General features: G+C 62.2%; 12 protein-coding genes and 1 tRNA gene. 12 read left to right on the top strand and 1 reads right to left on the bottom strand.

All coding sequences use genetic code 11. The features are described 5' to 3' along the window. Nucleotides 1–15: 15 nt before the first annotated feature. A complete protein-coding gene (flgF, locus tag OO730_RS15040; protein ID WP_264982301.1) occupies nucleotides 16–792 on the bottom strand; it encodes a flagellar basal-body rod protein FlgF in 777 nt (258 codons plus the stop codon). 304 nt (nucleotides 793–1,096) lie between these two features. Here flgF and OO730_RS15035 point away from each other — a divergent pair. The 12 genes from OO730_RS15035 to uxx1 all read left to right on the top strand — a co-directional run bounded on the left by OO730_RS15035 (nucleotide 1,097) and on the right by uxx1 (nucleotide 12,138). After that, nucleotides 1,097–1,172: transfer RNA gene (locus OO730_RS15035), tRNA-Gly, on the top strand. A gap of 112 nt (nucleotides 1,173–1,284) precedes the next feature. Beyond that, entirely contained in the window at nucleotides 1,285–1,743 is a 459-nt protein-coding gene (locus tag OO730_RS15030; RefSeq protein WP_264982299.1) for a ribosome maturation factor RimP, read from the top strand. A gap of 53 nt (nucleotides 1,744–1,796) precedes the next feature. After that, on the top strand, nucleotides 1,797–3,185 hold the full coding sequence (gene nusA / locus OO730_RS15025) for a transcription termination factor NusA (protein WP_264982298.1): 1,389 nt from the start codon (nucleotides 1,797–1,799) through the stop codon (nucleotides 3,183–3,185). 20 nt (nucleotides 3,186–3,205) lie between these two features. Continuing rightward, nucleotides 3,206–3,448 carry a YlxR family protein gene (locus tag OO730_RS15020; protein ID WP_264982297.1) on the top strand — a complete coding sequence of 81 codons (243 nt, stop codon included), beginning with the start codon at nucleotides 3,206–3,208 and terminating at the stop codon, nucleotides 3,446–3,448. A 4-nt stretch (nucleotides 3,449–3,452) separates the two neighbouring features. After that, the gene (gene infB, locus OO730_RS15015) at nucleotides 3,453–6,296 is read left to right on the top strand and encodes a translation initiation factor IF-2 (RefSeq protein WP_264982296.1); all 2,844 of its coding nucleotides are present in this window, start codon (nucleotides 3,453–3,455) and stop codon (nucleotides 6,294–6,296) included. Between the two features lie 64 nt (nucleotides 6,297–6,360). Continuing rightward, the gene (locus OO730_RS15010; RefSeq protein WP_264984175.1) at nucleotides 6,361–6,654 is read left to right on the top strand and encodes a DUF503 domain-containing protein; all 294 of its coding nucleotides are present in this window, start codon (nucleotides 6,361–6,363) and stop codon (nucleotides 6,652–6,654) included. 10 nt (nucleotides 6,655–6,664) lie between these two features. Continuing rightward, nucleotides 6,665–7,006: a 30S ribosome-binding factor RbfA gene (gene rbfA / locus OO730_RS15005; protein ID WP_264982295.1), complete on the top strand. Its 342-nt coding sequence runs from the start codon at nucleotides 6,665–6,667 to the stop codon at nucleotides 7,004–7,006. Then, nucleotides 6,981–7,949 (top strand): DHH family phosphoesterase, encoded by a 969-nt coding sequence (locus OO730_RS15000; RefSeq protein WP_264982294.1) that lies wholly within the window; start codon nucleotides 6,981–6,983, stop codon nucleotides 7,947–7,949. Before rbfA ends, OO730_RS15000 begins: the two co-directional genes overlap by 26 nt. Beyond that, a complete protein-coding gene (gene truB, locus OO730_RS14995) occupies nucleotides 7,950–8,891 on the top strand; it encodes a tRNA pseudouridine(55) synthase TruB (protein ID WP_264982293.1) in 942 nt (313 codons plus the stop codon). A 63-nt stretch (nucleotides 8,892–8,954) separates the two neighbouring features. Then, on the top strand, nucleotides 8,955–9,224 hold the full coding sequence (gene rpsO / locus OO730_RS14990) for a 30S ribosomal protein S15 (RefSeq protein WP_264982292.1): 270 nt from the start codon (nucleotides 8,955–8,957) through the stop codon (nucleotides 9,222–9,224). 228 nt (nucleotides 9,225–9,452) lie between these two features. Beyond that, nucleotides 9,453–11,693 (top strand): polyribonucleotide nucleotidyltransferase, encoded by a 2,241-nt coding sequence (pnp, locus tag OO730_RS14985; RefSeq protein WP_264982291.1) that lies wholly within the window; start codon nucleotides 9,453–9,455, stop codon nucleotides 11,691–11,693. Nucleotides 11,694–11,934: 241 nt separating this feature from the next. After that, on the top strand, nucleotides 11,935–12,138 hold the full coding sequence (gene uxx1 / locus OO730_RS14980) for a UXX-star selenoprotein family 1 (protein ID WP_264982290.1): 204 nt from the start codon (nucleotides 11,935–11,937) through the stop codon (nucleotides 12,136–12,138). Nucleotides 12,139–12,151: the final 13 nt, after the last annotated feature.

Raw genomic sequence — 12,151 nt, 5'->3', positions numbered from 1 at the left:
CAAAAGCCTCCTCATTTATATGGTTGGACGTCCAACCTGGGTGATCAGTTTCGAATCCGACTCGTCGGAAGCCTGGATCATCTTGGTATACATGGTAAAAGCGCGCTGTGTTTCGATCATGGCCACCATCTCGGTGACCACCTCCACGTTGCCTTTTTCCAGGAAGCCCTGCTCCACGGTCATGTCCTCGGCCGGGACGGCAGCGGCCCCATCCTTGGCCCGGAAGTTGTTGGCCCCCACCCTCTCCAACTGGGTCGGGGCGTCGAAATTCACGACGTCGAAGGAACCGGCAAGCTCGCCGTTGACCGAAATGTTGCCGGTGCCGTCGACCACGACGCGGGCACCGGGCGTGAGCACCAGGGGGCCGCCTTCCACCAGGACCGTGTTGCCGTCCTGGGTGCGTACCGTGCCCGTGGCGTCCACCAGAAAGTTGCCGGCCCGGGTGTAGAGGGTCTCTCCACCGGCCTCGACCGAGAAAAACCCCTCGCCGCTCAATGCGAAATCGAGCTGGTTTCCCGTTTGCTGGAGGCTGCCCTGGGAGAAATCGGTCTGCTGGGCGGCCAGGCGCGGCTTGGCCATGATCTGGGCCTCGGGAAAGAGTTTGTCCCCGCGCAGGTTGGTACGCTCGTCAACCAGGTAGTCATGGGCGAAACGAACAAAGGCGTCATGAAAGGCCAACTTGTCCTTTTTGAATGCCGACGTGTTCACGTTCGCCAAATTATTGGCGATCGATGACATCCTCATTTCATTGGATAAAGCACCGAATAGCGCGCTGTATGTACTGTCCCGCATAGGGCGATCCTCCTGTTCGCAGGTGGATTTGCACTATGCATGCCAATCCCGGGCGGGCATTGCCGCGTTCATGTCCGCACTTTGGGATGCGCCATGGGACCGGTCACGGAAACGGATGGAGAACACCAGGGCCGGACGCTGGTTAGGCGACGCCTGAGGGTGATGCATTCAAGAACATTCAGACGCCCCGGGCTCGGCACCCCCGGTCGTGCACGCATCAATTTATCGAACACGGTCGGCGGCACTTATGCCTTGCTTCCTGTTGACAAGGATTTCATATATGTATAAATAGGCTCGTTTCCAAGCGGGTGTAGCTCAGCTGGTAGAGTACAAGCTTCCCAAGCTTGGTGTCGCGGGTTCGACCCCCGTCACCCGCTCCAACGCCTTTCGCAAGGTGTGCTTTGATCGACCTTGCGGGGTTCGCGCAGGTGAGCTCGGGCTCACCTTTTTTATTGGCAAAAGCCGCCCGGGCGGCCGCAGGAGTTTACGGCAATGCGCCAGACATTCGAAGAAATGCTGTCGGACATAATCCGTCCCGAGGTGGAAAACCTCGGGTACGTTTTCTGGGGCCTCTCGTCGCCCGCTTCCGGCAAGAAACGCGTTGTCCGCATCTACATCGACCATGAAGGCGGCGTGACCATCGACCAATGCGCTCAGGTCAGCCGACAGGTAGGATTGATGCTCGAGGTGGAGGACGTCATTCCCGGTGCCTTTACCCTGGAAGTCTCCTCGCCCGGCCTGGAGCGGCCCTTCTTCCGGCCCGAACAGATGGCAGCATACGTCGGCCGCATCGTCGAGGTGGTCCTGAACGAACCCGTGGGCGAGCGGAAGAAATTCAAGGGAGAACTCAAGGGCGTCGACGGCGACACCTTCACCCTGGCCCTCGAAGACGATACCATGGACTTTGACTGGCTTTCCGTGAAGAAAGCCACCCTGGTCCACGAATTTTAGCGAGAAGCGACTATCAGCCGGGTGATACTCCCGGCACAAGCGGAGGAAAACACATGTCGGAGCTGAAAAAAGCCATCGACCAGATCAGCAAGGACAGGGGCATTGACCGCGACCTCCTGATCGACACCCTTGAAGAGGCCGTCCGTTCGGCCGTGGCCCGCAAATACGGCGAGACCATGGACATCGAAGTGGCCTTCAACGAAGAGCTCGGCGAGATCGAGGTCTTCGAGTTCAAGGTGGTCGTGGAAGAGGTGCATGATCCCATCAGCGAGATTTCGCTTGAGGACGCCACGGCCCACGATCCCAACGCCCGGTTGGACGATGAGATGGGCTTCCCGCTCAAGGTGGAGGACCTGGGCCGCATCGCTGCACAGAGTGCCAAGCAGGTCATCATCCAGCGCATGCGCGATGCCGAGCAGGAAATCATTTTCGAAGAATACAAGGACCGCGTGTCCGAGATCGCCAGCGGCATCATCCAGCGCCGCGACCGCACCGGCTGGATCATCAACCTCGGCCGCACCGAGGCCCTGCTGCCCAAGGACGAGCAGATTCCCCGCGAGCGCTACAAGCGCGGCGACCGCGTCCAGGCGTTCATCATTGATGTATTGAAGGAGTCCCGCGGCCCGCAGGTCATCGTGTCCCGCTCCCACCCCGATTACATGGTGGAGCTGTTCAAGCGCGAGGTGCCCGAAGTGGCCGACGGCACGGTCAAGATCATGGGCGTGGCCCGCGATCCCGGACTGCGCGCCAAGGTGGCCGTCATGTCCCGCGACCGCGACGTCGATCCCGTGGGCGCCTGTGTCGGCATCCGCGGCTCCCGCATCCAGAACGTGGTCCAGGAACTCAAGGGCGAACGCATCGACATCGTGGTCTGGTCCCCGGACATCGCCATGTACGCCCAGCACGCCCTGTCCCCGGCCATGATCACCCGGATCACCGTGGACGACGAGGACGAGGCATTGGAAGTGGTCTGCCCCGACGATCAGCTCACCCTGGCCATCGGCCGGAAGGGCCAGAACGTCAAACTGGCCGCCAAGCTGCTCGGCTGGAAGATCGACATCTTCACCGAATCCCGCTACGGCGAGATGAACGCGGGCCGCAAGGGCATGGACCAGATCGCGTCCGTGGCCGAAATCGACATGAACGCCTTCATCAACGCCGGGTTCGAAACCGTGGACGCCATCGTCCAGGCAACGGACGAGGAACTGCTGGAAGTGAACGGCCTGGACGAGTCCAAGATCAGCGAGATCAGGATGGCCATCAACATGCTTGATCTCGGTTCCGACACGGAAGAGGACTCCGCCGAAGAAGTGGAGACCGAGGACGTGACGGTCGAAGAAGAAGCAACCGATGCCGAGACGGAAAAGACTGCTGAAGCTGTCGAAGACGCCCCGGAAACGGACGATACCGAAACTCCCGCCGAAGGCGAGGAGACTGAATAACAGCCGGAGCACGGCGACGCATGACCGGACGGGAAGAAAAAGACTCCCCTGTACGCATGTGCGTCGCCTGCCGCCAACGCTTCCCCAAGGAAGAGCTTGAGCGGTACGTGCCAACGGCAAGCGCAGATGGACGGGACACGATTCCCGTCCACGACCCGGACAAGACGATGCCGGGGCGCGGATATTACGTATGCGGCCAGGCCCGATGCCGGGAGCGATTCCCGAAAATGGTCAAGGGCCTGATGAAAAAACGCGAGAGGTGATTCAATGACGGCAAAGGTTCGGGTAGAAGACTTGGCTGCCGAGTTCAAGCTCAGCAACAAGGAGATCATTCAGCAGCTTCGTGAAATCGGCGTTCAGGCGAAAAGCCAGAAGACCGTCGTGGAAGACGAAGATGTGGAGCGCCTCAAGGCGGAAATGAAGAAAGGCGGCACCCGGAAACGGGAAGTCCGCCGCGTGGGCGAAAAGGGCGTTGTCATCCGACGCCGCCGCGTCAAATCCAAACCGGCCCAGGAAGAAGCCGCTCCCGAAGCCGTGGAAACGGTCGAAGAGCCGGTTGAGATTCCGGTGCCGACCGAAGAAACTCCCGTGGCCGAAGAGGCCGCTCCCGAAACCGTGGAGCCGGAGAAGAAAAAGACCGCCAAAAAGAAGGCGGCCAAGACGACCAAGCCCAAGGTCAAGATCATTGAGCCCGCTGTCGCCGAGGTGAAGACCGAAGAACCCGAGGCAGAGGCCGAAGCTCCCGAAGCTCCGGTCCAGGAAGCCGTGGCTGAAGAGGCCGCCCCCGAACCCGCGCCCGAAGCCACCGAAGCTGCCGAACCCGCAGAAGCCGAAGAAGCTCCCAAAGCCGAAGAAGAACCCGCCGCTGCCGTCGCGGAGGAACAGGCCGAAGAGCCCAAGGCCGAAGAGAAGCAGCCTGCCAAGGCCAAAAAGAAGAAGAAAAAGAAAGAGCTCGAAGCTCCCAAGGTCAAGATCATCTCCATGCCCACGCAGGAGGAGGTCCAGGCCCGGGAAGCCGCCAAGATGGCACAGCCCGAGCGCCGTCCCGCCGGTCGCGGCCGCCCCGCTGGAGGCCGTCCCGGCGGCCCCCGTCCCGGCGGTGCCCCCGGCGCAGCCCGTCCCGGCGGACCCCGTCCGGGAGCCCCCGCACCCGATCCGGCCCTCCCCGATGGCCGCAGCAAGAAGAAAAAGGGCAAGAAGGACCGCCGCGTGGTGGAATTCGGCACTGCCGGTCGCAAGGACGAGACCCGTCATTTCAATGATCCCTTCCCGAGGGGAGGCAAGGGCCGCAAGAAGAAAGGCCGCAGAGGCTCCGTGCAGCAGGAGGCCATGCAGGCCCAGCCCATGAAGGCAGCCAAGCGTAAAATCAAATTCGACGAGGCCATCCGACTGGCCGACATGGCCCACCAGATGGGCGTCAAGGCCCAGGACCTCATCAAGGCCCTGTTCGGCATGGGCGTCATGGCCACCATCAACCAGTCGCTGGACTTCGACACCGCCTCCCTGCTCGCCACCGAGTTCGGCTACGACGTGGAAAACGTCTCCTTCGACGAACAGGAATTCCTGATTCCGGTGGAGGCCGACAAGGACGAGGATCTCAAGCCGCGTCCGCCCGTGGTGACCATCATGGGCCACGTCGACCACGGCAAGACCTCGCTGTTGGACGCCATCCGCCTGTCGAACGTCACCGACGGCGAAGCCGGCGGCATCACCCAGCACATCGGCGCCTACCACGTGCAGACCAATCGCGGCGAAGTCGTGTTCCTGGATACTCCGGGCCACGAAGCGTTCACGACCATGCGCATGCGCGGCGCTCAGGTGACGGACATCGTCATCCTCGTTGTCGCCGCCGACGACGGCGTCATGGACCAGACCCGCGAGGCCATCTCCCACTCCAAGGCTGCCGGCGTGCCCATCGTGGTGGCCGTCAACAAGATGGACAAGGAAGGGGCCAACCCGGACAACGTCAAGCGCGAACTGGCCGAGCTGGGCCTGTCCCCCGAAGACTGGGGCGGCGACACCATCTTCGCCCACGTTTCCGCCAAGCAGAAAGAAGGCATCGACGAGCTGCTTGAAATGGTCCTGCTCCAGGCCGAGGTCATGGAGCTCAAGGCCAACCCGGACAAGCACGCACGCGGACACATTGTCGAAGCGCGCCTGGACAAGGGCCGCGGCCCGGTGGGCACCATGCTCATCTCCGAAGGCACCATCAACCAGGGCGACTCCTTCGTGTCCGGCGTTCATTTCGGCAAGGTCCGGGCCATGTTCAACGACCAGGGCAAGAAGCTCAAAACGGCCGGACCGGCCATGCCCGTGGAAATCCAGGGCTTTGACGGCCTGCCCGAAGCCGGTGACGAGCTGTTTGTCGTGGACGACGAGAAGGTCGCCCGCCGCATCGCCAACAGCCGCGCCATGAAGCAGCGCGAGAAGATCCTGTCCTCCAAGTCCAAGGTCACCCTGGAGTCCTTCCTGGCATCCAAGCCGAACGACGAGGCCCAGACCCTGAACCTGGTGCTCAAGGCCGACGTGCAGGGCTCTTTGGAGGCCGTCACCGAGGCGCTGAACAAGCTGTCCACGGACGAGGTCAAGATCAGCGTGGTCCACGGCGGTGCCGGTGCCATCACCGAATCCGACATCCTGCTGGCCAGCGCGTCCGAAGCCGTCATCATCGGCTTCAACGTCCGCCCGAACCTGAAGGTCAAGGAAATCGCCGAACAGGAAGGCGTGGAAGTCCGCTTCTACGACATCATCTACAAGCTGGTGCAGGAAGTGAAGGACGCCATGTCCGGCATGCTCACCCCGGACATCGAGGAAGTCTACCTCGGCCAGGCCGAAGTACGGCAGACCTTCTCCGTGCCCAAGATCGGCATCATCGCCGGTTGTTACGTCCCGGACGGCAAGATCACCCGCGGCTGCAAGGCCCGCCTGCTCCGCGACGGCGTGGTCATCTACACCGGTCAGGTCTCCTCGCTCAAGCGCGAGAAGGACGACGCCCGCGAAGTCACCAAGGGCTTTGAGTGCGGCATCGGTCTCGAAAAGTTCAACGACATCAAGGCCGGAGACATCATCGAGGCCTTCGACACCAAGGAAATTGCCCGTACCATTGACTAAATAATGGATATCAAATCGCGGGCGGCCCATGTACAATGGGCCGCCCGTGTTTATTTATGACGATATGATCATCGGCGTACTCACCCTGGAATTCAGGCTGCACGGCAACCGCTCCCTCAAGGGCAAGCGCAAGGTGGCGCTCAGCCTGAAGCAGAAGCTGCGCAACAAGTTCAATGTGGCCGTTGCCGAGATCGAGGCCATGGACGTCCATGACAAGCTGGTGCTGGGGGTGGTCACCACCGCCAACGAGACCACCAGGGTGGAAAGCAGGCTGGCCAAGGCCCTGGCCATGATCGAGGCCATCTCCCCAGCGGAGCTGACCAGGTGCAATACTGAAATTTTTTCGGATACCGAGTAAGGACAGACATATGAAAGCTTCAAGCTCCCGCCGCGCCGTACGCATGGGCGACCAGATCATGCGCGAAGTCGGCACCCTGCTGGTGGAAGAGGCCGCCGATCCCCGGCTGCAGCTCGTCACCCTGAGCGGAGTGCGCATGAACGCCAACCTGCGTATCGCGGAGATTTTCTACACCGTGTCCGGCGACGAAGAGCACCGCAAAGAGGTCCAGACGGGCCTGGAAAAAGCCACCGGCTTCCTCCGGTCCCGGCTGGGAAGAAACCTCAAGCTCCAGTTCACCCCGGAGTTGCGGTTCGTTTTCGACGATTTTCTCGAGGATGTGGTCTATGGAAAATCCACGCAAACGGATTAGCGACATCATCCGGGAAAACGACGCCTTCCTGGTGACCTCGCACGCCAACCCGGACGGCGACGCCATCGGCTCCATCTGCGCCATGGGACACATCCTGGCCGCGCTCGGCAAGCAGTTCACCCTGTACAACCCGTCCGGCCTGCCCGAACGGTACGCCTTTGCCGACCAGCCCGCCCCCATAGGGACCGAGCTGCCGTCCGAGCTGCCCGCCTGGACCATCGTCATGGACTGCGGCGCAGGCCCGCGCATGGGCGACGATCTCATGGGCCGCCTGGACGAGACCTTGGTCATCAACATCGACCACCACCTGGGCAACGACGAATTCGGCGAAGTGAACTGGGTGGACCCGTCCCAACCCGCCGTGGGCACCATGGTCGCGGCCCTGGCCGCCGAGCTGAACGTCCCGGTGACCGGTCCCCTGGCCGAGAACATCTACCTGGCCGTGTCCACGGACACCGGTTTCTTCACTTACGGCAACACCACGCCCGAGTCCCTGGAACTGACCGCGCAGATGCTGCGCGACGGACTGGACATCGCCCGCCTGAACATGCTCATCACCAAACAATGGAGCGAGGAGCGCATGCGGCTGTGGACCGAGACCATGGGCAACGTGGAACTCCACCTCGACGGACTGGTGGCCACCACCGCCGTGACCAGGGAGATGTTCGCCCGCACCGGCACCACCTCCGAAGACACCGAGAACATCATCAATTTCGTGCGCCGCCTCAAGGCCGTGCGCGTGGCCGCCATCCTGCGCGAGGAAGGAACGGACCTGTACAAATTCTCCCTGCGCTCCTACGGCGACGACAACGTCCAGGCCATTGCCGCGAGATTCGGCGGCGGCGGCCACCGAAACGCCGCGGGCGGGACCATTGCCGCTCCGCTGCAGGAAGCCCGCGACATGCTCATCACCGCCATCGGCGAAAGCCTGGGGATCGCATAGATGGGTCGCAAGCGAAACAAGCGCAGCCCGGAACAGCGTGACGGGCTGCTCATCCTGAACAAGCCGTCCGGCCCCACATCCGCCGCCTGCCTGAACGACATCAAGCATCAGCTCAAGCAGTACAAGATCGGCCACGGCGGCACCCTCGATCCCATGGCCACGGGAGTGCTCCTGGTGCTCCTCGGCCACGGCACCAAACTTGCGCCGTACCTGTCCGGCGGCACCAAGACCTATTCCGGCACGTTCCGGCTCGGAATCACTACCGATACCCTTGATATTCAAGGGGAAGTGGTCAAAGAAGCCCCGGTCGAGGCGACCGTTGACGATGTCGAACGCGAAGTTTATCATTGGAAAGAGTTGACAGAGCAGGAAGTTCCTGCCTATTCCGCTGCCAAACACGAGGGCAAGCCGTTGTACGCCCTGGCCCGCGAGGGCAAGGAAACACCGGTCAAAATCAAGCCCATTGTTATTTCTCATGTGGAAACGCTGGACGTGCGGATGCCCGAGGCATCCTTCAGGGTCAGTTGCTCCGCCGGAACCTACATACGATCCCTGGTCCACAGCTTGGGGATTCGAATGGGGTGCGGCGCGACACTGACCAGCCTGGTCCGGGAGTCGAGCGAGCCGTTTACGCTCGCCCAGGCTCACGACCTCGAAGACGTCCTGGAGAATCCGGAAACATTTCCGGAAAAGGTGATCCCCCTAAAGGACACCCTGCCCCACTGGCCGAGATATCGGCTGACCGAACCGCTGGCCGGACTCGTTACGAACGGGGCCTGGCTGCCGGTCAATTCCCAGCCCGGCGAACTGCTGGCCGGGAAACTCGGCGACCGGGCCATGCTGCTCGATCCCGAGGACGAGCCGTTGGCTCTGGTGGAGGCGAAGCTCCAGGACGACAAGCCCAGATGGGCCATTCTTCGCGGTCTCTGGAACAGGGACTGAACCGCCTCCGCCGCACGGAAGGCAAAAAATAGAAAGCAACATCCAACTTAGGAGGATAACGCTGTGGTCATGACTGCTGAAGACAAGAAGAAAATCGTTGAAGAGTACAAGACCTGCGAAGGCGACACCGGTTCCCCCGAGGTCCAGGTGGCCCTGCTGACCGCACGCATCAAGTACCTGGCCGACCATTTCAAGACCCACAAGAAGGATCACCACTCCCGCACCGGTCTGCTGAAGCTCGTCGGACAACGTCGAAAACTTCTCAAATACCTGCAGAACAAGGACATCCAGCGCTACCGCGACCTCATCGGCCGCCTCGGTCTGCGCAAGTAGTTCTTTGAAAGTTTAGTGTTCGGGGGAAGCGCAAGCTTCCCCCGCCTGTTTACGTCACTTTCTGCGACGGAGCCGTCTTGGCTTCGTACACCTCGAGGTTCAGCTTAGTTGGCTGCGGAAGGCATTTTTGGGATCGCCCCAACAGTTCCTCCCCAAGCCGGCTAACCCGACAGAGGGTCATACGCAGGAAGTGATACACCTATTACCTTAAAAGGTAGGAAATCACTTATGACAATGATTCCTTTTGATGCCACCAGCCTGACCGCCAAGGTCGGCGACATCGACATCACAATCGAAACCGGGAAATACGCCCGCCAGGCCTCCGGTGCCGTGACCATCTCGTCCGGCAACACCACCGTCCTGGTCACGGCCGTGACCCAGCCCCTGGCAATCGACCGGGGCTTCTTCCCCCTGACCTGCAACTACCAGGAAATGGCCTACGCCGCCGGGCGCGTGCCGGGCAACTACTTCCGCCGCGAGGGCCGCCCGTCCGAACGCGAGACCCTGGTCTCCCGTCTCATCGACCGGCCCATCCGCCCCCTGTTCGCCAAAGGCTTCGCCGACGAGGTCCAGGTCATCGCCACGGTCCTGTCCGCCGACAAGCATGTCAACCCGGACGTCCTGGCCCTGACCGGCGCCTCCGCCGCCTGCCACATCTCCAAGATGCCCTTCCTCGGCCCCATCGTGGGTGCGCGCGTGGGCTACGTGGACAACGAATTCGTCCTCTACCCCACCTACAAGGGCATTGAGGAAAGGTCCTCCCTGAACCTGGTCTTCGCGGCCACCCGCGACGCCATGGTCATGGTTGAAGGCGGCGGCGACTTCGTCTCCGAAGATCTGGTTGCCGACGCCCTGGCCTGGGGCCACGAGCAGGTCACCCCGCTCTTCGACCTCCAGGACGAGCTCCGCGCCAAGGTCGGCGTTCCCAAGATCGAGGTCGAGGCTCCCGAACGCGACGAAGAAGTGGTCGAGTTCCTCGGCAACATCATCACCGACGACCTCAAGGCCGCTCTGACCACCCCCGAGAAGATGGTCCGCTACGCCGCCAAGGACGCTGCCAAGCAGAAGGCCAAGGAAGCCGTCGCCGAGAAGTTCCCGGATGACGAGGCCAAGCTGGCCGCCGTGTCCGACGTCATCGGCGACATGACCAAGAAGATCGTGCGCGAGCGCATCGTCAAGGAAGGCCTGCGCATCGACGGCCGTGACACCACCACCGTCCGCCCGCTGTCCATCGAGACCGGCATCCTGGCCCAGACCCACGGAAGCGTGCTCTTCCGCCGCGGCGAGACCTCTGCCCTGGCCGTGGCCACCCTGGGTTCCACCCGCGACGAACAGCGCTACGATTCCCTGCTCGGCGACGCCACCAAGCGGTTCATGCTGCACTACAACTTCCCCCCGTACTGCGTGGGTGAAGCCCGCATGCTGCGCGGCACCTCCCGCCGCGAAGTGGGCCACGGCGCCCTGGCCGAACGCGCCATCTCGCCCGTGCTGCCCAACCAGGACGACTTCCCGTTCACCATCCGCGTGGTCTCCGAAATCATGGAGTCCAACGGCTCCTCTTCCATGGCATCCGTGTGCGGCGCCACCCTGTCCCTCATGGACGCGGGCGTGCCCATCTCCGACCCCGTCGCCGGTATCGCCATGGGCCTGTGCAAGGAAGGCGACCAGTACTTCGTCCTGACCGACATCCTCGGCGACGAGGACGCGCTGGGCGACATGGACTTCAAGGTCGCGGGCACCCGTGACGGCATCACCGCCATCCAGATGGACATCAAGATCGCGGGCATCCCGCAGGACGTCCTCAAGAAGGCGTTGCACCAGGCCAAGGAAGCCCGCACCCATATCCTCGATCACATGGCCGAAGTCCTTGAAGCGCCCCGACCGGAACTGTCCGATCTGGCCCCGCAGATGGCCGTCGTGCACATCGATCCCGAAAAGATCCGCTCGGTCATCGGACCCGGCGGCAAGAACATCAAGGCCATCACCGCCGAGACCGAAGCCGACATCGACATCGAGGATTCCGGCAAGATCTCCATCTTCGCCCCGACCCTGGCTTCCATGGAAAAGGCCAAGGAAATGGTCCTCTACTACGACCAGAAGCCGGAACCGGGCAAGAACTACCTCGGCACCGTGCGCAAGGTGCTGGAAGTCGGTGCCCTCGTCGAAATCCTGCCCGGCCTGGAAGGCATGCTGCACATCTCCCAGCTCGACTTCGAACGCGTGGAACGCGTGGAAGACGTGGTCCAGCTCGGCCAGGAAGTGTGGGTCAAGTGCATCTCCCTGGAGCCCGGCGGACGCATCCGCCTGTCCCGCAAGGCATGGCTCATGGAAGAAGCCGGCCAGGAAGTGAACCTGGAAGACTTCAAGCGCCCCGCCCCGCGCGGCGGTGACCGCGGCGGTCGCAATGACCGTGGTGGCCGCAACGACCGTGGCGGTCGTCGCGACAACCGCGGCGGCGGACGTCGCTAGTCGCGAACTGACGCATTAAATGAACCGCCCTGCCCGGCCTAGCCGGACAGGGCGGTTTTTTTGTTGCCTTCGGCGACCGGCGGGGAAACCTCTTGGAAGAGGTTCCCCCGCCGGACTCCCCCTCCAGAACTTTTTGGCGCCGCTTCGCGGGGGTGGTGGCCGTGGCGGGATTTACAGGGCTGGAACATGGACAGGGGCTATGTCCAGGAGTAGGCTGATTGAAAACATGAGGAGCATTGTCGTGGCTGATATAATCATCTACGGGAAGGCCGGATGCCCGCATACGAAACGGGCGCTGGACGCCTACCCGGAAGCCGAATTCAGGGATGTGCTGATGAATCCGAAAGACATGGAGGACATGCTCGGGTACTCGAACGGACAGCGCAAGGTCCCTGTCATCGTCCAGGATGGTGAGCCCACGGTCGGCTACAATCGGGGCTCCTGACACGTCTGATGAT

This window comes from Pseudodesulfovibrio portus (assembly GCF_026000375.1).
In the GTDB taxonomy this organism is placed as follows: Bacteria; Desulfobacterota; Desulfovibrionia; order Desulfovibrionales; family Desulfovibrionaceae; genus Pseudodesulfovibrio; species Pseudodesulfovibrio portus.
This window is presented reverse-complemented; position numbering and strand designations above follow the sequence as displayed.